Genomic DNA, 24,962 nt, shown 5'->3' with positions numbered 1-24,962 from the left:
TGATCAAATGCGGAATAACGCTCATGGAAGCTCCTGAAAAGTTGTCCACAGGCGCCCGTTTCGGACCGCCTGCTATATAGATGCTTTTTGTAGGAGCGAGCTTGCTCGCGAAGATGGTGAGAGCGCCGTGTTCATCCAGGCAGCCCGCATCATCGTTAACGTCCATCGCGAGCAAGCTCGCTCCTACAGGTGTTTCGTCAAATCAGTCGATCTTGCTCAGCACTTCGCCGACCGCGTCGAACAGACGATCCAGGTCCTGCGGCTTGCTGTTGAAGGTTGGGCCGAACTGCAGGGTGTCGCCGCCGAAGCGTACGTAGAACCCGGCTTTCCACAGCGCCATACCGGCTTCGAACGGACGCACGATGGCGTCGCCGTCACGAGGGGCGATCTGGATCGCGCCGGCCAAGCCGAAGTTGCGGATGTCGATGATGTTCTTGGTGCCTTTGAGGCCGTGCAGCGCGTTTTCGAAATGCGGTGCAACTTCGGCCACGCTCTGTACCAGGTTTTCCTTTTGCAGCAGGTCGAGTGCGGCAAGACCCGCGGCGCAAGCCACCGGGTGCGCGGAATAGGTGTAGCCATGGGGGAATTCAACCGCGTATTCAGGCGTCGGCTGATTCATGAAGGTCTGGTAGATCTCGGAGCTGGCAATCACCGCGCCCATCGGGATCGCGCCGTTGGTGACTTGCTTGGCGATGCACATCAGGTCCGGAGTCACGCCGAAGGTGGTGGCGCCGAACATGGTACCGGTACGGCCGAAACCGGTGATCACTTCGTCGAACACCAGCAGGATGTTGTGCTGGTCGCAGATTTCACGCAGACGCTTGAGGTAACCCTGTGGTGGAACCAGCACACCAGCGGAACCGGCCAATGGCTCGACGAAGACCGCCGCGATGTTCGACGCATCGTGCAGTTCGATCAGCTTCAACAGTTCGTCAGCCAGGGCGATACCGCCCTGCTCCGGCATGCCACGGGAGTAAGCGTTGCTTGCCAGCAAAGTGTGCGGCAGGTGATCGACGTCCATCATCGCCTGACCGAACAGCTTGCGGTTGCCGTTCACGCCACCGAGGCTGGTACCGGCGATGTTCACACCGTGGTAACCACGGGCACGGCCGATCATTTTGGTCTTGGTCGACTGGCCTTTCAGGCGCCAGTAAGCACGGACCATCTTCACCGCGGTGTCAGCACACTCGGAACCCGAGTCGGTGAAGAACACGTGGTTCAGGTTGCCCGGGGTCAGGTCGGTGATTTTTTCAGCCAGTTGGAACGACAGTGGATGACCGTACTGGAAGGCTGGCGAGTAATCGAGGGTGCCCAGCTGCTTGGCGACCGCTTCCTGGATTTCCTTGCGAGTGTGCCCGGCGCCACAGGTCCACAGACCGGACAGCGAGTCATATACCTTGCGACCCTTGTCGTCGATCAGCCAGCTGCCTTCGGCGCCAACGATCAGGCGTGGGTCGCGCTGGAAGTTGCGGTTGGCGGTGTAAGGCATCCAGTGAGCATCGAGCTTGAGCTGGCTGGCCAGGGAAGTCGGGACGTTTTCAGGCTGGTTCATGGGCGAAACCTCGCAAGGCAATAAGCGGCGTAAGGATTGAAAACCGTTGTTGCAGCTAAATTGCCACGGGGATAAAGTCTGTGAAATCCAACTCTTCTAATGTTCAGTCAGCCAACCACTAAACTTTGAGTAACCCGCATGAGCACTCGCCGTCCCGATCCGCTGGCCCAGGTCAGCGACTTTGATATTCGCCTGCTGAGGATTTTCCGCAGCGTGGTTGAATGCGGCGGCTTCTCCGCGGCGGAAACCGTGCTGGGCATCGGTCGCTCGGCGATCAGCCAGCAGATGAGCGATCTGGAGCAACGCCTCGGTCTGCGCCTGTGCCAACGGGGACGTGCCGGATTTTCCCTGACCGAAGAAGGCCGCGAGGTCTATCAATCGGCGTTGCAGCTGTTAAGTGCGCTGGAAAGCTTCCGCACCGAGGTCAATGGCCTGCACCAGCACTTGCGCGGCGAATTGATCATTGGTTTGACGGACAACCTGGTCACCCTGCCCCACATGCGCATCACCCATGCCCTCGCGCAATTGAAAGAACGCGGCCCGGACGTGCAGATCCAGATCCGCATGATCGCGCCCAATGAAGTCGAACAAGGCGTGCTCGACGGGCGCCTGCACGTCGGCGTGGTGCCGCAGGCCAGCGCACTGTCGGGGCTGGAGTATCAACCGCTGTATAGCGAACGTTCGCTGTTGTACTGCGCGGTCGGCCATCCGCTGTTTTATGTCGACGACAAGCAACTGGACGACGAACGCCTGAACAGTCAGGACGCCATCGCACCCACCTTCCGTTTGCCAGCGGAGATCCAGGCTCACTACCAGGCGCTCAACTGCACCGCCAGCGCCTCGGACCGCGAAGGCATGGCGTTCCTGATCCTGACCGGGCGTTACATCGGTTATCTGCCGGATCACTACGCGAGTCTTTGGGTGCAGCAGGGGCGGTTGCGCGCGTTGAAAGCCAGAACGCGCTTCTATGACCTGAGCCTGGCGTCGGTCACCCGCAAGGGGCGTCGACCTCATCTGGTGCTGGAGAGTTTTCTCGAGAGTCTCGCGGCGACGCGTTGAAAACTGTGGGAGCGGGCTTGCTCCGGGCGGCGTTCCGACGAAGAGGGCGTGTCAGTCGATATCTGCATAGCTGACACACCGTCTTCGCGAGCAAGCCCGCTCCCACAGTAGATTGCGGTGCAGTGTTTTATTGTGTGAGGCCTTGTCTGAAGTCGATGGGTACGCTATCAACGCTCTGGCCGCACCCACTCATCTTCTCGGAAGTGCCTATGACCTTTGAAGTCCCTGCCCACGGCGGAAAACCCGTCAGCCGCATTCGTCAGAAAAACGAAGAGACCATCATCAAAGCCGCCGAAGACGAGTTCGCCCGTCACGGGTACAAAGGCACGAGCATGAACACCATCGCCCAGAATGCCGGGCTGCCCAAGGCGAACCTGCATTACTACTTCACCAACAAGCTCGGTTTGTACGTGGCGGTGCTGAGCAACATCATCGAGTTGTGGGACAGCACCTTCAACACCCTCACCGCCGAGGACGATCCGAGCGAAGCCTTGACCCGTTACATCCGCGCGAAAATGGAGTTCTCCCGACGCCAGCCGCAAGCCTCGCGGATTTTTGCCATGGAAGTCATCAGCGGCGGTGAATGCCTGACCGAGTACTTCAACCAGGATTATCGCGCCTGGTTCCAGGGCCGCGCGGGCGTGTTCCAGGCCTGGATCGACGCCGGTAAAATGGACCCGGTCGATCCGGTGCACCTGATCTTCCTGTTGTGGGGCAGCACCCAGCACTACGCCGACTTCGCCACGCAGATCTGCCGCGTCACCGGGCGCACCAGGTTGACCAAACAGGACATGGAAGACGCCGGGGACAACCTGATCCGCATCATTCTCAAAGGCTGCGGCCTGAAACCTGCCAGCTAAGCACTTATGCCATTTACCCTCAGCGGTTTTTGCGAATACCGCGAAGAGATTCGCAAGAGCCGCTTCATTACCTTCGCCGCGCCGATCTCCAGCCCGGCCGAGGCCCAGGCGTTCATTGAACAGCACAGCGACTTGAATGCCTCGCACAACTGCTGGGCCTGGAAACTCGGCGATCAGTATCGCAGCACCGATGATGGCGAGCCCGGCGGTACAGCCGGCCGGCCGATTCTGGCGGCGATCGAGGCGCAGGATTGCGATCAGGTCGCGGTGCTGGTGATTCGCTGGTATGGCGGCATCCAGCTGGGCACCGGGGGGCTCGCTCGGGCCTATGGCGGGGGTGCAAACAAATGCCTGCAAGCGGCGCCAAAGATCGAGTTGATCAGCCGGGTGCCGCTGCGTTGCGCTTGCGGATTTGCCGAGTTGGCCCTGGTCAAGCTGCGGGTGGCAGAGGCAGGTGGATTGGTTGTGGATGAAAGTTTCACCGCCAATGGTGTCGAGTTGCAGTTGGCCGTGGGTGATGCGCAGATCGACACCTTGCAGTCACAACTGGCCGATTTGAGTCGCGGACGTATTTTGTTGCAGCGCTAAAAAGCCTCAGCACAGGCTGCGATCTTTTGGGGCACACCGCTTTTTCACTTATTCCATATTTGCCCACATCTGCTGTGCACCCGCCTGTGGATAACCTGAGCACATACGGCTGTAACCCTTCTGTCATGCGGCTTTGCGGTCTTTGCTCAATTTTCGTCCAATCTGCCATCAAGCACATCAAATTCAAATAAAAACAAACAGTTACAACGGTTTATCGCCTTTAGAAGAAAGCCACTCAGTGCTTATGCCCGTGCTCTGAGCTTGCACACAAATACTGTGGAGCAATCTGTGGATAACCCGTTCATGGCCGTCTCGGCGCCCTGCACGGTATGGCTTGTGGTCGATTGCTCATTTTTTGAGCAAAAGCGCACGAGCAAAATCGGGGCTTGATTTGCACCATTGCCCCCATGTGGTGCCGGGCTCTGCGTGGCACATTTGAAAGCTGCGTACTCAACGCCTCTTCTCACAGGACTCCGACGTTTTCCTGACCTAGTGGCCAGAAAATTGCTTTATCCACAGGCACAAGTCCAACAGCACCGAGCCTGTCATGCCCAATCACGCTTCAATCCCCGACCCGGTTCCGCGCCTGCAACTGCGCAGAATCACAAAACGCTACCCCGGTTGCCTGGCCAACGATGCCATCGACCTGACCATTGCCCCTGGCGAGATCCATGCCCTGCTCGGCGAAAATGGCGCGGGCAAAAGCACGCTGATGAAGATCATCTACGGCGTTACCCATGCCGATTCCGGCGAGGTGATCTGGCAAGGTCAGCGGGTGAGCCTGCGCAACCCGGCCCAGGCCCGGGGTTTGGGAATCGGCATGGTGTTCCAGCATTTCTCGCTGTTCGAAACCCTGAGCGTGGCGCAGAACATCGCCCTGGCCATGGGTGCGGCGGCAGGCACACCCAAACAGCTTGAGCCGAAGATTCGCGAGGTGTCCCGGCGCTACGGCATGGCGCTGGAACCTGAGCGACTTGTCCACAGCCTGTCGATCGGTGAACGGCAACGGGTGGAAATCATTCGCTGCCTGATGCAGGACATCCGCCTGTTGATTCTCGATGAGCCAACTTCGGTGCTGACGCCGCAAGAGGCCGACGACTTGTTCGTCACCCTGCGCCGGCTCGCCGCCGAAGGCTGCAGCATTTTGTTCATCAGCCACAAGCTTGGGGAAGTGCGTGCGTTGTGCCATAGCGCGACGGTACTGCGCGGCGGACGGGTGGCCGGGCATTGCCTGCCGGCCGAGTGCTCGGATCAGCAACTGGCGCGCTTGATGGTCGGTGAAGCGGCAGAGTTGATCGCAGACTATCCGAAGGTTACTGGAGGTGATGCGTTCCTTGATGTCCGTGGCTTGTCCTGGCACAACCCGGACCCGTTCGGCTGCTCGCTTGCCAACATCGACCTTGAAGTGCGCCGTGGTGAAATTGTCGGCATCGCCGGTGTCGCCGGCAATGGCCAGGATGAGTTACTGGCCTTGCTCAGCGGCGAAGAACTGCTGCCCCGCAACGCCAGCGCGACAATCCGATTTGGCCAGGAGCCCGTCGCCCATTTGCGTCCCGATGCTCGCCGCCAACTCGGCCTGGCGTTCGTCCCTGCCGAACGTTTGGGTCATGGTGCGGTGCCGGAACTGAGCCTGGCGGACAACGCGCTGCTGACTGCTTTCCAGCAAGGATTGGTGAGTAACGGCCTGATCCAGCGCGGCAAAGTCGAAGCACTGGCCGAGGAAATCATCCGCCGTTTCGGGGTCAAGACACCCGATAGCCAGGCGCCGGCCCGCAGCCTGTCCGGCGGCAACTTGCAGAAATTCATCCTCGGCCGGGAAATTCTTCAGCACCCCAAATTGCTGGTCGCCGCACACCCGACCTGGGGCGTGGACGTCGGCGCGGCCGCCACCATACATCGCGCGTTGATTGCCTTGCGCGATGCCGGCGCGGCGATCCTGGTGATCTCCGAAGACCTCGACGAACTGTTCCAGATCAGCGACCGCCTCGGCGCCTTGTGCGGCGGTCGGCTGTCCGCGCTCCACGCCACCGTCGATACGCGCCTGAGCGATGTCGGCGGCTGGATGGCCGGCCAGTTCGGTGCCCCTCAATCACTCGCATCCGCCTCGCGTTAACGGAGTGTCACATGCTGCTTTCTCTTGAACCCCGCGGCCAGCAATCGCGCCTGATGCTGTGGTGCTCGCCATTGCTGGCGGCTGCACTGACCCTGGGCTGTGGATCTTTGTTGTTTATCGCGCTCGGGCACGACCCGCTGCTGACCTTGCATACCTTGCTGATCGCGCCGGTCAGCGACCTGTATGGCGTCTCCGAATTGTTGGTCAAAGCCCTGCCGATTCTGCTCTGCGCATTGGGCCTGGCCGTCGCCTATCAGGCGCGCATCTGGAACATCGGTGCCGAAGGTCAACTGCTGCTCGGCGCGTTGGCCGGCAGTGCGCTGGCGGTGAATATCATCGATATGCAAAGCCGCTGGGCGCTGGTGCTGATCCTGCTTACAGGTACCCTGGCGGGCGCCGCGTGGGCCGGGCTGACGGCGTGGTTGCGCACGCGTTTCAACGCCAATGAGATCCTCACCAGCATCATGCTCAATTACATCGCCCTGAACCTTTTGCTGTATTGCGTGCACGGTCCACTGAAAGATCCGGAAGGTTTCAATTTTCCGCAATCGGCGATGTTCGGTGACGCCAGCCGCTTGCCGCTGCTGATGGAAGATGGCCGGGTCCACGCCGGGGTTTACTTCGCCCTGCTCGCGCTGGTGAGCGTGTGGGTGTTGTTGCAAAAAAGCTTTGTCGGCTTCCAGATCAAAGTGCTCGGGCTGGACAAGCGTGCCGCCGGTTTCGTCGGCTTTCGCGAGAAGCGCCTGATCTGGCTCGCACTGTTGATCAGCGGCGGTCTGGCGGGGCTTGCCGGTGTGTGCGAAGTCAGCGGCCCCATCGGCCAGCTGGTGCCGCAGGTTTCGCCGGGCTACGGCTATGCGGCAATCACCGTGGCGTTTCTCGGTCGCCTGAATCCTGTCGGCATCCTGTTTTCCAGCCTGTTGATGGCGCTGCTGTACATCGGCGGCGAAAGCGCACAAATGAGCCTGAACCTGCCGCAAGCGATCACCCAATTGTTCCAGGGCATGATGCTGTTTTTCCTGCTGGCCAGTGATGTGCTGATTCTCTACCGACCGCGCTTGAACCTGCGCTGGACCCGCCGCGCACAAACCACCGCCGTACAAGCAGGAGCGCTGTGATGGATATCGATCTGCTGAGCAATATTTTCTACGCCATGGTCCGCTGCGGTACGCCGTTGCTGCTGGTGGCGCTGGGGGAACTGATCTGCGAGAAAAGCGGCGTCCTCAACCTCGGCCAGGAAGGCATGATGCTGTTTGGCGCGGTGATCGGTTTCATCGTCGCGTTCAACACCGGTCACCTGTGGCTCGGCGTGTTGCTGGCGATGCTCGCCGGAATGCTGTTGTCGTCGCTGTTTGCCCTGGTGGCGCTGGTGTTCAACGCCAATCAGGTGGCCACCGGTCTGGCCCTGACGATTTTCGGCGTGGGCCTGTCGACCTTTGTCGGGGCGGCGTGGGTCGGCAAGCCGCTGGCGGGGTTCGAGCCGATGGCGATTCCATATTTGAGTGAAATCCCGCTGATCGGGCGGATGCTGTTTGCCCAGGACCTGTTGGTGTATCTGTCGTTCGCGTTGTTCGCACTGGTGGCCTGGGTGATTCTGAAAAGCCGCGTCGGGCTGATCATTCAGGCGGTCGGGGAAAACCCGGATGCGGCCAGCGCCATGGGCTTGCCGGTGTTGGCTGTGCGCACGCTGGCGGTGTTGTTCGGCGGTGCGATGGCTGGGTTGGCCGGGGCTTATCTGTCCCTGGCCTACACACCGATGTGGGCGGAGAACATGAGCGCCGGGCGCGGCTGGATTGCCCTGGCGCTAGTGGTGTTCGCCAGTTGGCGGGTGTGGCGCCTGCTGCTCGGCGCGTACCTGTTCGGGCTCGCCAGCATCCTGCACCTGGTGGCGCAGGGGTTGGGGCTGGCGATTCCGTCGAGTCTGCTGGCGATGTTGCCGTATGTCGCGACCATTGTGGTACTGGTGCTGCTGTCACGGGATGCATTGCGAACACGGTTATATGCGCCGGTGACGTTGGGGCAGCCGTGGCAGGCCGGGCATTAGTGGTTGTCTGGGCGGGCCTCTTCGCGAGCAAGCCCGCTCCCACATTGGATGGGTGTGAACTTGGTCAAATGTGGGAGCGGGCTTGCTCCGGGCGGCGTTCCGACGAAGGCGTCCGAACAGGCAACACCTGAGCCACGCCCCACGCCAATTCAAACACCAGGAAAACCACTAGCAGCGAACTCGCGCCATGGATCAGGGCATAGGCCTGCCAGGCCGAGAACAGGAATCTGCCCACGGCGTCATAACGCCCATAAACCTGCTGCGGATCACGAATCCGCAACACCGACCATACGCAGACAATCGAGCCCAGCAGATTCGCCATCAACATGTGCGCCGGTTCGAACGGTGGCAGCTCACCGGGCAAACTCAACGCCTGACTCATCCCCGACAAAACCCCATGCAACGCTGCAAAACTCCACGGCGTGACAAACGCGAGCATCACAATCAGGTCATACCAGGCACTGCCTTGCACCAACCGGCGATATTGCGTTGTAGTCCACATCGACATTGCTCCATCAATTCAGGGAGCAACAAGGCTAAAGCCTGGAGTATGCTCCAGGGTCAAGCCCCCTCGAGACGTCATGATGCGCATCGGTGAATTAGCCCAGGCCAGCGCCGTCAGCCGCGACACGCTGCGCTTCTACGAGCAGCGCGGATTGATTGCGGCGCAACGCAGCGCCAACGGGTATCGCGACTATCCGCCCGACATGGTGCAACTGGTGCAGTACATCAAGACCGCTCAACGACTGGGCTTTACCCTCGGCGAGATCGGCAACAGCGTCGCTACAATCTGGCAGTCGCCCGATCCGGACAGCGCCGTCACGCAACTGCTGCAAGACAAACTCAAACTGATCGAAGCCCGCATGGCCGAACTCGGCGCACTGCGCGACGAGTTGCAACAACGGCTCGGGCAACAGTGTCCATTGAATCCACGACTCTGAATTTTCAAGGAAGCCACTCATGTCCAAGGCAAAAACCGCACTCATCATCGGCGCCTCCCGGGGGCTTGGCCTCGGGCTGGTGAAAACCCTGCTGGCCGATGGCTGGCAAGTCACCGCCACCGTGCGCGATCCGCAAAAAGCCGAAGCCTTGCAGGCCCTGGGCAATGTGCGGATCGAAAAGCTCGACATGGACGATCAGCCGGCGGTGTCCGCCCTGAGCCAACAACTCAAGGGTGATGTGTTTGACCTGTTGTTCGTCAATGCCGGGGTCAAGGGGCCGGATGTCCAGACGCCGAACGGCGGCGCGACAATGGCCGAAGTCGGTCAGCTGTTTTTCACCAACGCCGTGGCGCCGATCAACCTGGCCCAGCGTTTTGTCGAGCAACTGCGCCCGGACACCGGCGTGCTGGCGTTCATGAGTTCGGTGCTGGGCAGCGTGACCATGCCCGATGCGCCGGAACTGGCACTGTACAAGGCCAGCAAGGCGGCGCTGAATTCCATGACCAGCAGCTTCGTCACTCAGTTGGGCGAAACCAGTCTCACCGTGCTGTCGCTGCACCCGGGCTGGGTGAAAACCGACATGGGTGGCGAAGGCGCGGACATCGACGTGGAAACCAGCACCCGTGGCCTGGTCGATCAAGTGAATGCGTATGTCGGCAAGGGCGGGCATCACTTCATCAATTACCGGGGTGAAACCATTCCCTGGTAATACCCCATATCAAAATGTGGGAGCGGGCTTGCTCGCGAAAGCGGTGTATCAGTCAACGATGGTGTCGCCTGGAATATCGCCTTCGCGAGCAAGTCGGATCGCCGCACCGCCGCTCCCACAGGGTTAATCTTCGTCCTGTCGGGTCGGGCTTGCCCATAACGGCATTTTGATCGACACTTCGCACCTCGCCTCCCCGGCGAACCTGGATCAGCAGACAGGGCAACACTGAGCTGGCAACCCTGAACCCAACTTTCAGAGGAGCCGGCCAACATGCCTGCGACCCGTACCTGGTTAAAAAATCCCCTCGCCATTTTCACCTCCAACGGTCTCGATGCCCGTGGCGGCCTGGTGCTGCAAGACGGTTTGATCGTCGAAGTACTCGGCGCCGGTCAACAACCGTCCGCCCCGTGCAATGAAGTGTTCGATGCCCGCGAGCATGTGATCCTGCCAGGCCTGATCAATACCCATCACCATTTCTATCAAACCCTGACCCGCGCCTGGGCGCCGGTGGTCAACCAGCCGTTGTTCCCGTGGCTGAAAACCCTGTACCCGGTCTGGGCACGCCTGACCCCGGAAAAACTCGCCCTCGCCACCAAGGTCGCGCTGGCTGAACTGCTGCTTTCCGGTTGCACCACAGCGGCCGACCACCACTACCTGTTCCCGGAAGGTCTGGAAAACGCGATCGACGTGCAAGTCGAAAGCGTTCGCGAACTGGGCATGCGCGCCATGCTCACCCGCGGTTCCATGAGCCTCGGCGAAAAGGACGGTGGCTTGCCGCCGCAACAGACCGTACAGGAAGGCGAAGTGATCCTCGCCGACAGCCAGCGGCTGATCGCCGAGTACCACGAACGCGGGGACGGCGCGCAAATCCAGATCGCCCTGGCACCGTGCTCGCCGTTTTCGGTGACCCCGGAAATCATGTCGGCCAGTGCCGAGTTGGCGAACAAACTCGACGTGCGCCTGCACACCCACCTGGCAGAAACCCTCGACGAAGAAGATTTCTGCCTGCAACGCTTCGGCCTGCGCACCGTGGACTATCTGGACAGTGTTGGCTGGCTTGGTCCGCGTACCTGGCTGGCCCATGGCATCCATTTCAACCCGGATGAAATCGCCCGCCTCGGCGCCGCCGGCACCGGCATTTGCCATTGCCCGAGTTCGAACATGCGCCTGGCCTCGGGCATCTGCCCGAGCATCGAGTTGACCGATGCTGGCGCCTTGCTTGGTTTGGGCGTGGACGGTTCGGCGTCCAACGATGCCTCGAACATGATGCTCGAAGCGCGTCAGGCGTTGTACATCCAACGCCTGCGCTACGGCGCCGAGAAGATCACCCCGGAGCGCGTGTTGGGTTGGGCGACCAAGGGTTCGGCGAGCCTGCTGGGGCGTACCGATATCGGCGAGTTGGCGGTGGGCAAGCAGGCTGACCTGGCGATGTTCAAACTGGATGAGCTGCGCTTCTCCGGCAGTCATGATCCGGTCTCGGCGTTGCTGCTATGCGGTGCTGATCGCGCGGATCGAGTGATGGTCGGCGGCAAGTGGCGGGTGATCGACGGGCAGGTCGAAGGGCTGGATCTGAAGGGGTTGATTGCCGATCACAGCCAGGCGGCGCGGCAGTTGATTGCCGGGACCTGATACAACACCGATTAAAACTGTGGGAGCGGGCTTGCTCCGGGCGGCGTTCCGACGAAGGCGTTGTATCAGTCGATATTTATGTGACTGACACACCGCTTTCGCGAGCAAGCCCGCTCCCACATTGGTTTTGTGGAGGGTCAAGGCCATCTGGATTGGCGCACCAGTGGATGGCAGCTGTGCAAGGACATGCACTGTTATCGGACTTCAAGGACCTGTCGCGAGCCTGCTCGCGATAGCATCACCGCGGATTCATGTTTTGTTGTCTTGTTGGTCAGCAATTTGCATTGCCCTGTGCAAGCCAGAGAGCCCAGCCAACCTCACAACAAAATGGAGTTCCAATTCATGCACAACCGTCCGTTGAAGAAGCTGCTTTGCGCCGTTGCGGCAGCCATCGGTTTGAGCGCCAGCCTGACCGTCGCAGCCGTCGAGCCGCTGAAAGTCGGCTTCGTCTATATCGGCCCGATCGGCGACCACGGCTGGACGTATCAGCATGAACAGGGGCGTAAGGAACTCGCGGAAAAATTCGGCGCGCAGATCACCACCAACTACGTGGAAAACGTCGCCGAAGGCGCCGACGCCGAGCGGGTGATCCGCAACATGGCCAAGGACAAATACGACCTGATCTTCACCACCTCCTTCGGCTACATGAACCCGACCGTCAAGGTCGCCAAACAGTTTCCCAAGGTGACCTTCGAACATGCCACCGGCTACAAGCAGGACAAGAACCTTGGCACTTACCTGGCGCGCACTTATGAGGGCCGTTACGTCGGCGGCTTCCTCGCGGCGAAGATGACCAAGACCAAAAAAATCGGCTACGTCGCCTCGTTCCCGATCCCGGAAGTGATCCGCGACATCAACGCCATCCAGTTGGCCCTGAACAAGTACAACCCCGGTACCGAGATCAAGGTGGTGTGGGTCAACTCATGGTTCGATCCGGGCAAGGAAGCGGATGCCGCCAACGCGCTGATCGACCAGGGCGTGGACGTGGTGTTCCAGCACACCGACAGCCCCGCGCCGATCCAGGCGGCCGAACGTCGCGGCGTGTACGCCGTGGGCTACGCTTCGGACATGGCGCACTTCGGGCCGAAAGCGGTGCTGACCTCCATCGTCAACGACTGGGGCCCGCACTACGTTCAGGCAACCCAAAGCGTGATCGACCATGACTGGAAATCCCGGGACCACTGGGGCGGTTTGAAAGAAGGCACCGTTGAGCTGCCGATCAGCGACCTGGTGCCGGCGACGGTGAAGAGCGAAGCCCAGCAGCTCATCACCGACATCAAGAGCGGTGCGCTGCAACTGTTCACCGGGCCGATCAAGGATCAGGCCGGGGTCGAGAAAATCCCGGCGGGCGCGAGCGCGACCACGGCGGAACTGGCGTCGATGAATTACTACGTGGAAGGCATGAAGGCCGAGATTCCGAAGTAACTCTTCAGCCAGAACACAAAACCCCTGTGGGAGCGGGCTTGCTCGCGAAAGCGGTGTGTCAGCAACGAAGATGTCGACTGACACACCGCTTTCGCGAGCAAGCCCGCTCCCACATTGGATCTTCAGCGTTCTTAAGGATTGTGCATGAATAGCCTTCCAATCATCGACATCGCCCCGCTCTACAGCGACGACCAGCGCGCCTGGCAAACTGTCGCCAATCAAATCGACCTCGCCTGCCGCGAGTGGGGATTTTTCTACATCAAAGGTCATCCGATTTCAGCGGCGCGCATCGATGCCCTACTTGACCATGCCAAGCGCTTCTTCGCCCAACCCACCGCCGAAAAGCTCAAGATCGACATCACCCAGACCCGTCACCATCGCGGTTACGGCGCCATTGCCACCGAGCAATTGGACCCGGGCAAACCCAGCGACCTCAAAGAAACCTTCGACATGGGCCTGCACCTGCCGGCCGGGCACCCTGACGTACTGGCGGAAAAACCCTTGCGCGGCCCCAATCGTCATCCGTCCATGCCCGGCTGGGAAGTGTTGATGGAACAGCACTACATCGACATGCATGCCCTGGCGCAAACGCTATTGCGGGCCATGACCATCGCGCTGGGGATTGAGCGTGATTTCTTCGACACACGCTTCAATGACCCGGTCAGCGTGCTGCGGATGATTCATTACCCGCCGCGCCACACCGCCAGTTCCGAAGAGCAGCAAGGTGCCGGGGCGCACACTGATTACGGTTGCATCACCCTGCTCTATCAGGACACTGCCGGTGGCTTGCAGGTACGCAACGTCAAAGGCGAATGGATCGACGCGCCCCCCATCGAAGGTACATTCGTGGTCAACCTCGGCGACATGATGGCGCGCTGGAGCAACGACCGATACCTGTCGACACCGCACCGGGTGATCAGCCCCCTGGGCGTGGATCGTTATTCGATGCCGTTCTTCGCCGAGCCGCACCCGGATACCCGCATCGAATGCCTGCCCGGTTGTCAGGATGCAATGCACCCGGCGAAATACCCGGCCACCACCTGCGCCGAGTTCCTGCTCTCGCGCTTCGCCGATACCTACGCTTATCGACGGGAGCTGGAAGCGGTGTGATGAACCGCCTGGTCAGGTTTTACCAATTGTTGCGGCAACCCTCTGTAGAATGGCGACCATTGCACCTGATGAGAAAAGAATTATGTACGACTGGCTGAACGCCCTGCCCAAGGCCGAATTGCACCTGCACCTGGAAGGCTCGCTGGAACCCGAGCTGTTGTTCGCCCTGGCCGAGCGCAACAAGATTGCCTTGCCATGGAACGACGTCGAAACCTTGCGCAAGGCGTATGCCTTCAACAACCTGCAGGAGTTCCTCGACCTGTATTACCGGGGTGCCGATGTGCTGCGCACGTCCCAGGACTTCTATGACCTGACCTGGGCGTACCTGCTGCGCTGCAAAGAGCAGAACGTGATTCACACCGAACCGTTCTTCGACCCGCAGACCCATACCGACCGTGGCATCCCGTTCGAAGTGGTGCTCAACGGCATCGCCGCCGCACTCAAGGATGGCGAGCAGCAACTGGGCATCACCAGTGGTTTGATCCTGAGCTTCCTGCGCCATCTGAGCGAAGACCAAGCACAGAAAACCCTCGACCAGGCGCTGCCGTTCCGCGATGCGTTCGTCGCCGTGGGCCTGGACAGCTCCGAGATGGGCCACCCGCCAAGCAAGTTCCAGCGTGTGTTCGACCGTGCCCGTCACGAAGGCTTCCTGACCGTCGCCCACGCCGGTGAAGAAGGCCCGCCGGAGTACATCTGGGAAGCCATCGACCTGTTGAAAATCCAGCGCATCGACCATGGCGTGCGCGCCATCGAAGACGAGCGCCTGATGCAGCGAATCATCGACGAGCAGATCCCGCTGACTGTGTGCCCGTTGTCGAACACCAAGCTTTGCGTGTTCGATCACATGTCGCAGCACAACATTCTCGACATGCTGGAACGCGGCGTGAAAGTGACCGTGAACTCCGACGACCCGGCGTACTTCGGCGGTTATGTCACCGAGAACTTCCATGCGCTGCACACCCACCTGGGCATGACCCAGGATCAGGCCAAGCGCCTGGCGCAGAACAGCCTCGATGCGCGATTGGTGAAACCGTAAGGTTCAGCGCCCCAAGCCCCGCGGGAGCGATTGCGTTCGCTCCCGCACTGGTGCACTAAAGCGCCATCTCCAACTCGGTTTCCTGGGCAAAGCGATGAATTTCGCGTTGCCCCGAGGCCGTCACCTGCAAGGCTCGGGAATCGTTGGACAGGCTCAGCCACCCCGACTGCATGAACAACTGCAACAGTGCCGCGCCCAGCGAGCCGCCCAAGTGCGGGCGTCTTTCGCTCCAGTCAGGGCACGCGCAGGCAACCCTGCCGTTGTGATGAGCCAGCGCCTGGATGAACACGCCCCGTGCCGCCAACTCCGTCGCGCCCTTGAGCGTGACCGTGACCCGCTGATCAAAATGTTCGATCCAGCCTGCTTCCAGCAGTCGCTGATACAGATCGGCGGACAGGGTGCCCCCCAAGTGATCCTCGCACAGCCGGGCACTCAACAATGGCGAACGCACCGCCCGGGGTTTGACCAGAGGCGCATTACGCTTGAACACGTCCGGAATATCCTGGGGTGCGCTGGCGAAGGTCGCGCTGGCCAGTGCTTCGATTGCCGCCCCGACCTCGGGAGCGGCCAGGCGGAAGAAGCGTTTGCGGCCGCGGTTTTCAACCCTCAACAGACCTCCAGCGGACAAACGTCCCAGGTGTGCACTGGCCGAAGACGGTGACAGGCTGGCCAGCAATGCCAACTCTTCGGTTGTTCGCGCCGAACCATCCATCAAGGCCCACATCATTGCGCTGCGCTTTGGGTCAGCCAGCAATGTGGCGATCTGGCTGATGCAAGGTGCATGTTCCATGTATTCACTCCCTGTTGAATCGATTCGTCTACTGCCCAGAGAAATCTTGACCAGTAATGTGTCGTCGGCCAATCCGTGGAAACTGCCATAAGCCCGGCAACGTCTTGCTCACTCATTAGCGCTGCCTGGCCGATGCTGCGAAGGCCAGAAGGTTGACCGTGCAGCCGGGCCGACTCGTACGTGGTCCCGCCATTGGGGGATCGACGCTACGTACATGATGAGGGCGTTAGTATATTCGGGTTGGTCGGCGGATCCTTTCCTCCGCCCGGCGTAGGTGGTGATCGTTCCTGAGGGAAATTTCTCTTTTTTTGGGCGACTAATGATCGATTTCCGCAAAGCCCGGAAATTGACTGCTCAAAAGCGCGCATCGTCTGGCAAGCATTTCACGCAACAGGTTCACCGGCTTACTCAATTGTGCGCGATGGGCGCACAACAGATTCAACGGTGCGCGCTCACAGAGCAGCTCCGGCATCAGCACCGTCAAGCGGCCGGCCAGTACATCGGCGGCCACATCGAGCCAGGACTTGTAAGCGATCCCGGCACCTGCCACGGCCCAAAGGCGCACGACATCGGCATCGTCACTGAAACGATCGCCGCTGACGGTCAGGCTGACTTCGCGTTTGCCGTCGTGAAAACTCCAGTGATCGTGGACCCGGCTGCCGAGCATGTACAACAGGCAATTGTGCTGTGCCAGTTGCTCCAGATGCCGCGGCTCGCCATGCCGGGCCAGATAGCCGGGAGCGGCGCACAGCACCCGGCGGTTCTGCGGGGCGATGGGCAGCGCCACCAGGCTGGAGTCCTCAGGTTCTCCGTAGCGCAGTGCAATGTCTACCGGTTGACGAAACAGATCGGCGATGCGGTCCCCCAGCAGCAGGCGCACGGTGAGTTTCGGATGCTCGCGTTGAAACTCGTCGAGCCAGGGCAGCAGCAGATTGCGGCCAAAGTCCGATGGCGCCGACAGTTGCAGCACCCCGCTGACCTGGTCCTGACCACTGGCCAGCAATCGCCGGCCCTCGTCGAGATTGCTCAGGGCCGCACGGGCGTATTCGAGAAAGCCCTCGCCTTCGGCGGTCAGGCGCAGGCTGCGGGTCGAACGGGCCAACAATCGGGCGCCGAGCTGTTGTTCGATGCGCTTGAGCGCCGCGCTGGCCACCGCCGCCGACATGTCCATGCCCCGCGCGGCGGCGGACAGGCTGCCCAGGTCCGCCGCCCGGACAAACAACTGCAAGTCATCGAAACGCAGCATCAGAGCACCGATTATCAAAAAAATATTGAAAGAGACTGCTCTTTTAGCCGGTTTTATCTTCAGGAGAAATAGCCAATCATCTGCCCCATCGAATCTCTTCTTTATTAGTGTTCCGGAGCCGCCCATGAAAGCCATTGCCTACTACGCCTCGTTGCCGATCAGTGACGACAAGGCTCTGCAAGACATCGAATTGCCGGACCCGGTCGCCGGCCCCCGCGACTTGCTGGTAGAAGTCAAAGCCATCTCGGTCAACCCGGTCGACACCAAGGTGCGCCAGAACGTTCAGCCCGAAGGTGGCGCGGCCAAGGTGTTGGGTTGGGATGTGGCCGGTGTGGTCAAGGCGGTGGGCAGTGAGGTGACGCTGTTCCAGGCCGGCGACAAGGTGTATTACGCCGGCTCCATCGCGCGTGCGGGCGGCAACAGCGAGTTGCATGTGGTGGACGAGCGCATCGTCGGCCACATGCCAAAGACCCTGGGTTTCGCCGAGGCCGCTGCCCTGCCACTCACCGCGATCACGGCGTGGGAGCTGTTGTTCGAGCGCCTGCAAGTGCGCGAAGGCAAAACCGACGAAGGCCAGAGCCTGTTGATCGTCGGCGCGGCGGGTGGCGTGGGCTCGATGCTTACGCAACTCGCTCACCAACTGACGGCCCTGAAAGTCATCGGCAGCGCTTCGCGTGCGCAGACCCAAAGCTGGGTGAAGGAACTGGGCGCCGATCTGGTGATCGACCATAGCCAGCCACTGAGCGAAGCACTCAAACGTGCCGGCGTGGATCAGGTCACCCACGTTGCCAGCCTGACGCAAACCGACCAGCACCTGGACCAATTGGTCGAGGCATTGGCACCCCAAGGCAAACTGGCGCTGATCGATGATCCCAAGTCGCTGGACGTAACCAAGCTCAAGCGCAAGAGCCTGTCACTGCACTGGGAGTTCATGTACACCCGTTCGCTGTTTGAAACCGCGGACATGATCGAGCAGCACAACCTGCTCAATCGCGTCGCCTGGCTGATCGATGCCGGGACCCTGAAAACCACGGTGGGCGAACACTTCGGCACAATCAATGCAGCCAACTTACGCCGTGCCCATGCCCTGCTGGAGAGTGGCAAAACCAAGGGCAAAATTGTGCTGGAAGGGTTCTGAAACGCTGAAAAAAACCATCGCTGATTTCATGTTTTCCTTCGGCGACCGGGTAGTTCCGGCCGCCGACAACCTCTGCGGACGCCCTCGAAAACCCGTGTTTTTTTTAGTTACAAACCGTCAGTCAGACAGTTGATCCTTGTCACAATGGTGACCGTATACGGGACTACAATCGAATCTCCTGCGAGGCATTCTTTTGCGTAACGTCTTTTACGAGACATCTTTTACGAGACATCTTTTGCGAGAGGAGATCGGCTATGAAGATCCTGATAAAAGAACTGGCAAAGTCCCAGTGGCAAGTTCGCTTAGACCAACATGCTGTGACGTTCCGCAGCGAAGCAGAAGCTCGCGCTTTCACGCGTACTCTTGAAGCCCGCATCCAGGCCCCTCACCAGATTCCCGTCCTCCTCCCGCAGCGTGCAGCCGGCTGACTCCGGCCTCAAACCTGGGCTTGCGCCAGCGCCCGGGCATTTTGCAAACGCCGGGTGAGCACGGCCGCGCTCACCACCAGAAATCCACACAGGCTGATGACCATGGCCATCGGCACGGCGCTGCCGTCGTGCAGCACACCCACCAGCGCAGAGGCGCCGGCAGCCACGCTGAATTGCAGACAACCGAGCAGCGCCGACGCGCTGCCGGCCCGTGCGCCCTGCCCGTTCATCGCACAGGCCGAGGCGTTGGGCAGGATGCAGCCGAGGCTGGCAATGCAGACGAACAACGGGAGCAACACCGGCCACAGTTGAGCGGTGTGCAGGGAGCTGACCGCGAACAGCGTCAGTCCGGCCGCCAGGTAAACCCACACGGCGCGCGCCAGCAAAAACGCCGGGCCACGTTTGGCCAGCAAGCGGGCGTTGACCTGCGCCACCAAAATGAAACCTGCCGCATTGGCGCCGAACAGCCAGCCGAAATGTTCAGCCGGGACGCCATAGAGTTTGATGAACACGAAGGGTGAACCGGCGATGTAGGCAAACATCCCGGCGATGGCGATGCCCCCGGTCAAGGCATGGCCAAGAAATATCGGGTCGGCCAGCAACCGGCCGTACTGACGCAGCGCACCCGACAGCGGTTGACGCGGCATGTGGGCCGGCATGCTTTCCGGCAATCCCGCCGCCACCGCCAGCCCCGCCAGCGCACTGAAACCGGTCAAGGCCAGGAAGATCGACTGCCAGCCTGTGGTGTTGACCAACAACCCACCCAGCAATGGCGCGAGGATGGGGGCGAGTCCCATCACCAGCATCAACTGCGAAAAGACTTTCGCCGAACCCACCGCATCACATTTATCGCTGACCACCGCCCGGGAAATCACCATCCCCGCGCAACCGCCCAACGCCTGGATGAAACGCGCGCCGATCAGCCATTCCAGGTTCGGCGCATAAGCGCATGCTACGGATGCAGCGGTGAACAGGCCGACACCGACGAGCAACGGAATGCGTCGCCCGAAACGATCCGCCACCGGGCCATAGGCCAACTGACCGATGGACAAGCCGAGGAAATACGCCGCCAACGTCATCTGAACGTGATTTTCGTCCGTCCCGAAAGCCAGGGCCATGGCCGGGAAGGCCGGCAGGTAGAAATCGATCGCCAGCGGACCGAAAGCGCTCAAGGCGCCGAGAATCAGAATGGTACGAAAGTTCATCAGGCATCCAGTGGGGCAGAAGTCGGCAGCCCGACAGTCTAGCCGCGCATGGACGCCTTGAACATTCCGGTAGCTCGCTAACTATCAAATTCAGGCCAGTTTGACGCCGTAACCCTCTTCGCTGATCGCCTCGATCACTTGCTGGGCGGTCAGCGCACTTTCGACACCGACCTCCCTGGCCGCCAGATCGACCCGCACACTGGCCGCGGGGTCCTTGGCCTGGACCGCCTGAGTGATGGCCTTGACGCAGTGGCCACAAGACATGCCTTCAACGTTGAACACTTGCATGGGATGACTCCTTTTCCGAGGGTTGAACCCAGTTTCGAGCTTGCCACCATGGCAAGGTCAAGTTCTGAAGCTAGCTGCCGGGCTGGCAATCGGGGCGACGCTCGGCCAAGCTGCGTCCATCAATGACTCGAACTCAGGAGATTCAGCCATGCGCTGGTCAGTTTTCAGCCTGTTTGGCTTTCTCAGCCTTTTCGCCGCCGTGCCTTCGGTCAATGCCGCTCAGGATTATGGCGTGCTGATCATTTCCCGCGAGCGCCTGGAAGTCGCGACCAGTTGCGAAATCGGTGTGTACATCCAGGATCAACTGGCGGCGCGGCTGTTTCAGGAACAGAGCACCTCGTTCAACCTGCCGCCGGGCATTGTATCGCTACGCCTGAAACTGCTGCCGGGCCAGGTCCCGGGTTGCAATCCGGGCATGCTCGCGCCGGGTTCGCAGGATATCCAGCTCAAGGCCGGGGATGTGCTCAAGTACCGGATCGCGATGACGCAGGAAGGGATGTACCTCAAGCGCGCAGGACTCGGCTACTGATACAAATCCCTGTGGGAGCGGCGGTGCGGCGATCCGACTTGCTCGCGAAGGCGTCGTGTCAGTCGACATCAATTTTGCCTGACACACCGCTTTCGCGAGCAAGCCCGCTCCCACATTAGATCAGTGGCACGTTTAAGATTGGCACTTGACCTTGCCAGCATGGCAAGGTTGATCCTGTGGTCATCTACTACAGGGAGTGCGACCGATGTCCGAATCCACCACGTTCGACCTGCCGATTGCCGGCATGACCTGCGCCAGTTGCGCCGGGCGGGTCGAGCGCGCCTTGAGCAAAGTCATTGGCGCCAGTGCCGTCAGCGTCAACCTCGCCACTGAGCAGGCGCGGGTCCAGGCACCCAGCGACAGCCTGCCGGCCTTGATGGATGCCGTGGCCAAGGCCGGCTACAGCGTGCCGCAACAGAGCCTGGAATTGAGCATCGACGGCATGACTTGCGCATCCTGCGTCGGTCGCGTCGAACGTGCGCTGGGCAAGGTTGCCGGAGTGAAAAGTGTCAGCGTCAACCTGGCCAACGAACGCGCCCACCTAGAACTGCTTGGCCAGATCGAACCGCAGACCTTGATCGCCGCTGTGACAAAGGCTGGCTACAGCGCCAGCGTCTGGGAAGCCGAACACCCGCCTACCGACAATCAGCAACAGCGCCTGCATCGCGAACGCCTGGCCTTGATCATCGCCATTGCCCTCGCCTTGCCGCTGGTATTGCCGATGCTGCTGCAGCCATTCGGCGTGCATTGGATGCTCCCGGCCTGGGTGCAATTTGCCTTGGCCACGCCGGTGCAATTCATCTTCGGTGCACGGTTTTACGTCGCCGCCTGGAAAGCCGTGCGCGCCGGAGCCGGCAACATGGACCTGCTGGTCGCCCTGGGCACCAGCGCCGGGTATGGCTTGAGCCTGTACGAATGGGCCACCGCCGCCGGGCGCATGCCGCATCTGTACTTCGAAGCCTCGGCGGTGGTGATCGCCCTCGTGCTGCTGGGCAAGTACCTGGAAAGCCGCGCCAAGCGCCAGACCGCCAGCGCCATCCGTGCCCTCGAAGCTTTGCGTCCGGAACGGGCGATCCGGGTGATCGATGGCCACGAGCAAGACGTCGCCATCAGCGCCCTGCGCCTCAATGACCTGGTGATGGTCAAACCCGGCGAACGCTTCCCGGTGGACGGCGAAGTGGTTGAAGGCCAGAGCCACGCCGACGAAGCCCTGATCAGCGGCGAGAGCCTGCCGGTGCCCAAGCAGCCCGGCGACAAAGTCACCGGTGGCGCGATCAACGGTGAAGGCCGGTTGCTGGTGCGTACCCAGGCCCTCGGTGCGGAAACCGTGCTGGCGCGGATCATCCGTCTGGTGGAAGACGCCCAGGCCGCAAAAGCGCCGATCCAGAAACTGGTGGATAAAGTCAGCCAGGTGTTCGTACCCGCTGTACTGCTGATTGCCCTGGCCACCCTGATCGGCTGGTGGCTGTACGGCGCGCCGATGGAAACCGCGCTGATCAACGCCGTGGCGGTGCTGGTGATCGCCTGCCCGTGCGCCCTGGGCCTGGCCACGCCGACGGCGATCATGGCCGGCACCGGCGTGGCGGCACGCTACGGGATTCTGATCAAGGACGCCGAAGCACTGGAGCGTGCCCATGAAGTCAGCGCGGTGGTATTCGACAAGACCGGCACCCTGACCTCCGGCGCCCCGCGCATCGCTCATCTGAGTGCCATCGACGGGAATGAGGCGAGCCTGCTGCAATGGGCCGGCGCCCTGCAACGCGGCAGTGAGCATCCGTTGGCAAAGGCTGTTCTGGATGCCTGTGCCGAGCGTGGATTGAAGGTGGCCGATGTCAGCGACAGCCAATCCCTGACCGGCCGCGGCATCGCCGGCAACCTCGAAGGGCGTCGCCTGGCGCTGGGCAATCGTCGCCTGCTGGAGGACAGCGACTTGAATGCCGGGCCGTTGGCCGACTCGGCGACCGACTGGGAAAAAGAAGGCCGGACCTTGTCCTGGCTGATCGAGCAATCCCCCGAACCCCGCGTGCTGGGCCTGTTCGCCTTCGGTGACACCCTCAAGCCCGGCGCGCTGCAAGCGGTGCAACAACTCAGCGCACGGAACATCAGCAGCCACCTGCTGACCGGCGACAATCGCGGCAGCGCCAAGGTGGTGGCCGAGGCGCTGGGCATCCACGATGTGCATGCCGAAGTGCTGCCGGCAGACAAAGCCGCCACGGTCGCCGCACTGAAACAAACCGGCGTGGTGGCGATGGTTGGCGACGGCATCAACGACGCCCCGGCACTGGCCGCCGCCGATATAGGCATCGCCATGGGGGGCGGCACCGACGTCGCCATGCATGCGGCCGGCATCACCCTGATGCGCGGCGATCCGCGACTGGTGCCAGCCGCATTGGAGATCAGTCGCAAGACCTACGCCAAGATTCGCCAGAATCTGTTCTGGGCCTTCGTCTATAACCTGATCGGCATTCCGCTGGCGGCGTTCGGCTTCCTCAATCCAGTGCTGGCCGGTGCGGCCATGGCATTGTCGAGCGTCAGCGTAGTGAGCAATGCGCTACTGTTGAAAACCTGGAAACCCAAGGACCTGGAGGACAACCGATGAACATCGGCCAAGCGGCCCGCCACAGTGGCCTGAGTGCAAAGATGATCCGTTATTACGAATCCATCGGCCTGCTCAAGGCGGCCCATCGCACCGACAGCGGTTACCGGGTGTACGGCGATGACGACCTGCACACGCTGGCGTTCATCAAGCGCTCGCGGGACCTGGGGTTTTCTCTGGAAGAAGTCGGCAAGTTGCTGACCCTATGGCAAGACCGCCAGCGCGCCAGCGCCGATGTGAAAGCGTTGGCCCGCCAGCACATCGATGAGTTGAACCAGAAGATCCGCGAGTTGGGCCAGTTGCGCGACACCTTGCAGGACCTGGTTGAGCACTGTCAGGGCGATCATCGGCCGGATTGCCCGATTCTGAAGAATCTGGAGTCGGGGTGTTGCGCTGAACCGGTTCGCACCTGAAACATTGATGCTGGATGTACTGACGCCTTCGCGGGCAAGTCGGATCGCCGCACCGCCGCTCCCACAGGGATTTGTGGATGTATGAAGCATGTTTGGGCAGCCTCGATCCTTGTGGGAGCGGGCTTGCTCGCGAAGGCGTCGTATCAGTCGATATCAATGTTGCATGACACACCGCTTTCGCGAGCAAGCCCGCTCCCACATTAGTTCTCCAGTGTTTGCAAGTAGATACCCACAAAAAACCCGGCCGAAGCCGGGTTTTCCTTTAACCGATCACTGCATCCACGGTGGAGGCGGCTCTTCGGTCTTGCCCGGCGGAGCATCGTCCGCCGCGCGCACGGCTTGCTTGCGCTCTTCATCCAGGCGCGCGGCCTCGATCTCGCGCATGATTCCGCCCACGTCGGCCAGCTCTTCCGTGTCGGCGAACTCGCCGGTCAGGACACTGGCCGGGTGCAAGGTGCCGGCCTCGTACAAGGCCCACATTTCCTTGGCGTACTTGGTCTTCTTCAACTCCGGTGCAAACCGCCCGAAGTAGGACGCCATGTTGCCCACATCCCGCTCCAGCATGCTGAACGCGTGGTTGTTGCCCGCCGCGTCCACCGCCTGCGGCAGGTCGATGATGACCGGACCGGTCGGCGTCAGCAGCACGTTGAACTCGGACAAGTCGCCGTGCACCAGACCGGTACACAGCATCAGCACGATCTGGGAAATCAGATACGCGTGATACTCGCGGGCCTGGTCCGGCTCCAGCACCACATCGTTCAGGCGCGGCGCGGCATCACCGTACTCGTCGGCCACCAGCTCCATGAGCAGCACGCCTTCGAGGAAGTCGAACGGCTTGGGCACCCGCACACCGGCGTTGGCCAGACGGAACAGCGCCGCCACTTCGGCGTTCTGCCAGGCGTCCTCGGTTTCCTTGCGGCCAAACTTGGAGCCCTTGGCCATCGCACGGGCCTGCCGGCTGTTGCGTACCTTGCGGCCTTCCTGGTACTCGGCCGCCTGACGGAAACTGCGTTTATTCGCCTCCTTGTAGACCTTCGCGCAACGCAACTCGTTGCCGCAGCGCACCACATAAACAGCTGCTTCTTTACCACTCATGAGTGGGCGCAGCACCTCGTCGACCAGACCGTCCTCGATCAGGGGTTCAATGCGTTTTGGAGTCTTCATCAGCTTTTATTGTGGGTCCTTTATTACCAAACACGCGAAAGTCATTCGTTATACGGCAATCCACTCACCGGGGGGAGGGGTTGCCGACTTATGAACATT

25 protein-coding genes (1 of these 25 only partly in view) are annotated in these 24,962 nt (G+C 61.1%); 17 read left to right on the top strand and 8 right to left on the bottom strand.

Going from position 1 to position 24,962, the window contains the following annotated elements; translation table 11 throughout:
- On the bottom strand, positions 1 to 25 hold the start of the coding sequence (locus tag AC3IT6_RS03210; RefSeq protein WP_056725206.1) for a CoA-acylating methylmalonate-semialdehyde dehydrogenase. The gene continues 1,469 nt to the left of window position 1, outside the view; only the first 25 of its 1,494 coding nucleotides appear in the window; the start codon lies at positions 23 to 25; its stop codon lies off the left edge, out of view.
- Between the two features lie 177 nt (positions 26 to 202).
- Positions 203 to 1,552 (bottom strand): omega-aminotransferase AptA, encoded by a 1,350-nt coding sequence (aptA, locus tag AC3IT6_RS03205; protein ID WP_489354270.1) that lies wholly within the window; start codon positions 1,550 to 1,552, stop codon positions 203 to 205.
- A gap of 138 nt (positions 1,553 to 1,690) precedes the next feature.
- Between aptA and AC3IT6_RS03200 the strand changes: the two genes are divergently transcribed.
- The 6 genes from AC3IT6_RS03200 to AC3IT6_RS03175 all read left to right on the top strand — a co-directional run bounded on the left by AC3IT6_RS03200 (position 1,691) and on the right by AC3IT6_RS03175 (position 8,216).
- Positions 1,691 to 2,611, top strand: a complete 921-nt coding sequence (locus AC3IT6_RS03200; RefSeq protein ID WP_218430875.1) for a LysR family transcriptional regulator — start codon at positions 1,691 to 1,693, stop codon at positions 2,609 to 2,611.
- A gap of 209 nt (positions 2,612 to 2,820) precedes the next feature.
- Entirely contained in the window at positions 2,821 to 3,471 is a 651-nt protein-coding gene (locus tag AC3IT6_RS03195; protein WP_489354269.1) for a TetR/AcrR family transcriptional regulator, read from the top strand.
- Between the two features lie 6 nt (positions 3,472 to 3,477).
- Positions 3,478 to 4,059: an IMPACT family protein gene (locus tag AC3IT6_RS03190; protein ID WP_223460143.1), complete on the top strand. Its 582-nt coding sequence runs from the start codon at positions 3,478 to 3,480 to the stop codon at positions 4,057 to 4,059.
- Positions 4,060 to 4,606: 547 nt separating this feature from the next.
- Complete coding sequence (locus tag AC3IT6_RS03185; RefSeq protein ID WP_489354268.1) at positions 4,607 to 6,172, top strand: ABC transporter ATP-binding protein; 1,566 nt, start codon at positions 4,607 to 4,609, stop codon at positions 6,170 to 6,172.
- An 11-nt stretch (positions 6,173 to 6,183) separates the two neighbouring features.
- Complete coding sequence (locus AC3IT6_RS03180) at positions 6,184 to 7,290, top strand: ABC transporter permease (protein ID WP_489354267.1); 1,107 nt, start codon at positions 6,184 to 6,186, stop codon at positions 7,288 to 7,290.
- On the top strand, positions 7,290 to 8,216 hold the full coding sequence (locus AC3IT6_RS03175; protein ID WP_489354266.1) for an ABC transporter permease: 927 nt from the start codon (positions 7,290 to 7,292) through the stop codon (positions 8,214 to 8,216). Before AC3IT6_RS03180 ends, AC3IT6_RS03175 begins: the two co-directional genes overlap by 1 nt.
- A 64-nt stretch (positions 8,217 to 8,280) precedes the next feature.
- Here the strand turns inward: AC3IT6_RS03175 and AC3IT6_RS03170 are convergent, their stop codons facing one another.
- Positions 8,281 to 8,718 carry a hypothetical protein gene (locus tag AC3IT6_RS03170; protein WP_489354265.1) on the bottom strand — a complete coding sequence of 146 codons (438 nt, stop codon included), beginning with the start codon at positions 8,716 to 8,718 and terminating at the stop codon, positions 8,281 to 8,283.
- 82 nt (positions 8,719 to 8,800) lie between these two features.
- Between AC3IT6_RS03170 and AC3IT6_RS03165 the strand changes: the two genes are divergently transcribed.
- The 6 genes from AC3IT6_RS03165 to AC3IT6_RS03140 all read left to right on the top strand — a co-directional run bounded on the left by AC3IT6_RS03165 (position 8,801) and on the right by AC3IT6_RS03140 (position 15,066).
- Complete coding sequence (locus AC3IT6_RS03165; RefSeq protein WP_150756635.1) at positions 8,801 to 9,157, top strand: MerR family transcriptional regulator; 357 nt, start codon at positions 8,801 to 8,803, stop codon at positions 9,155 to 9,157.
- 19 nt (positions 9,158 to 9,176) lie between these two features.
- Positions 9,177 to 9,866, top strand: coding sequence for an SDR family oxidoreductase (locus AC3IT6_RS03160; RefSeq protein ID WP_489354264.1), 690 nt, complete (start codon positions 9,177 to 9,179; stop codon positions 9,864 to 9,866).
- A gap of 270 nt (positions 9,867 to 10,136) precedes the next feature.
- Positions 10,137 to 11,495: an 8-oxoguanine deaminase gene (locus AC3IT6_RS03155; RefSeq protein WP_008050330.1), complete on the top strand. Its 1,359-nt coding sequence runs from the start codon at positions 10,137 to 10,139 to the stop codon at positions 11,493 to 11,495.
- A gap of 342 nt (positions 11,496 to 11,837) precedes the next feature.
- Entirely contained in the window at positions 11,838 to 12,920 is a 1,083-nt protein-coding gene (locus tag AC3IT6_RS03150; RefSeq protein WP_489354263.1) for a BMP family ABC transporter substrate-binding protein, read from the top strand.
- A 144-nt stretch (positions 12,921 to 13,064) separates the two neighbouring features.
- The gene (locus AC3IT6_RS03145) at positions 13,065 to 14,030 is read left to right on the top strand and encodes an isopenicillin N synthase family dioxygenase (protein ID WP_489354262.1); all 966 of its coding nucleotides are present in this window, start codon (positions 13,065 to 13,067) and stop codon (positions 14,028 to 14,030) included.
- 82 nt (positions 14,031 to 14,112) lie between these two features.
- Positions 14,113 to 15,066, top strand: coding sequence for an adenosine deaminase (locus AC3IT6_RS03140; RefSeq protein ID WP_150727777.1), 954 nt, complete (start codon positions 14,113 to 14,115; stop codon positions 15,064 to 15,066).
- A gap of 55 nt (positions 15,067 to 15,121) precedes the next feature.
- On the opposite strand, the gene AC3IT6_RS03135 is transcribed toward AC3IT6_RS03140, so the two are convergent.
- Together AC3IT6_RS03135 and AC3IT6_RS03130 are read right to left on the bottom strand one after the other, a co-directional pair.
- Positions 15,122 to 15,856, bottom strand: coding sequence for an ArsR/SmtB family transcription factor (locus AC3IT6_RS03135; protein ID WP_489354261.1), 735 nt, complete (start codon positions 15,854 to 15,856; stop codon positions 15,122 to 15,124).
- Positions 15,857 to 16,172: 316 nt separating this feature from the next.
- Complete coding sequence (locus AC3IT6_RS03130) at positions 16,173 to 17,102, bottom strand: LysR family transcriptional regulator (protein ID WP_489354260.1); 930 nt, start codon at positions 17,100 to 17,102, stop codon at positions 16,173 to 16,175.
- 124 nt (positions 17,103 to 17,226) lie between these two features.
- On the opposite strand from AC3IT6_RS03130, the gene AC3IT6_RS03125 reads away from it, so the two are divergent.
- Both AC3IT6_RS03125 and AC3IT6_RS03120 read left to right on the top strand, forming a co-directional pair.
- Positions 17,227 to 18,240, top strand: a complete 1,014-nt coding sequence (locus tag AC3IT6_RS03125) for a zinc-binding alcohol dehydrogenase family protein (RefSeq protein ID WP_489354259.1) — start codon at positions 17,227 to 17,229, stop codon at positions 18,238 to 18,240.
- 254 nt (positions 18,241 to 18,494) lie between these two features.
- Positions 18,495 to 18,668, top strand: coding sequence for a hypothetical protein (locus tag AC3IT6_RS03120; protein ID WP_223448310.1), 174 nt, complete (start codon positions 18,495 to 18,497; stop codon positions 18,666 to 18,668).
- 8 nt (positions 18,669 to 18,676) lie between these two features.
- Here AC3IT6_RS03120 and AC3IT6_RS03115 read toward each other — a convergent pair whose 3' ends face one another.
- Both AC3IT6_RS03115 and AC3IT6_RS03110 read right to left on the bottom strand, forming a co-directional pair.
- Positions 18,677 to 19,873, bottom strand: a complete 1,197-nt coding sequence (locus AC3IT6_RS03115; protein WP_223448311.1) for a multidrug effflux MFS transporter — start codon at positions 19,871 to 19,873, stop codon at positions 18,677 to 18,679.
- A gap of 90 nt (positions 19,874 to 19,963) precedes the next feature.
- Entirely contained in the window at positions 19,964 to 20,161 is a 198-nt protein-coding gene (locus tag AC3IT6_RS03110; RefSeq protein WP_150727782.1) for a cation transporter, read from the bottom strand.
- A gap of 148 nt (positions 20,162 to 20,309) precedes the next feature.
- Here AC3IT6_RS03110 and AC3IT6_RS03105 point away from each other — a divergent pair, with 148 nt between their 5' ends.
- From AC3IT6_RS03105 to cueR, 3 genes are all read left to right on the top strand, one after another.
- On the top strand, positions 20,310 to 20,690 hold the full coding sequence (locus AC3IT6_RS03105) for a hypothetical protein (protein WP_489354258.1): 381 nt from the start codon (positions 20,310 to 20,312) through the stop codon (positions 20,688 to 20,690).
- 205 nt (positions 20,691 to 20,895) lie between these two features.
- Positions 20,896 to 23,289 carry a heavy metal translocating P-type ATPase gene (locus AC3IT6_RS03100; protein ID WP_489354257.1) on the top strand — a complete coding sequence of 798 codons (2,394 nt, stop codon included), beginning with the start codon at positions 20,896 to 20,898 and terminating at the stop codon, positions 23,287 to 23,289.
- Positions 23,286 to 23,699 carry a Cu(I)-responsive transcriptional regulator gene (cueR, locus tag AC3IT6_RS03095; protein ID WP_008050350.1) on the top strand — a complete coding sequence of 138 codons (414 nt, stop codon included), beginning with the start codon at positions 23,286 to 23,288 and terminating at the stop codon, positions 23,697 to 23,699. Before AC3IT6_RS03100 ends, cueR begins: the two co-directional genes overlap by 4 nt.
- 270 nt (positions 23,700 to 23,969) lie before the next feature.
- Here cueR and AC3IT6_RS03090 read toward each other — a convergent pair whose 3' ends face one another.
- Complete coding sequence (locus tag AC3IT6_RS03090) at positions 23,970 to 24,863, bottom strand: PA4780 family RIO1-like protein kinase (protein ID WP_150727786.1); 894 nt, start codon at positions 24,861 to 24,863, stop codon at positions 23,970 to 23,972.
- Positions 24,864 to 24,962: the final 99 nt, after the last annotated feature.

Source organism: Pseudomonas sp. KH_017 (genome assembly GCF_057840285.1).
The sequence above is the reverse complement of the archived record's forward strand: the minus strand, read 5'-3'. Positions and strand labels throughout refer to the sequence as shown.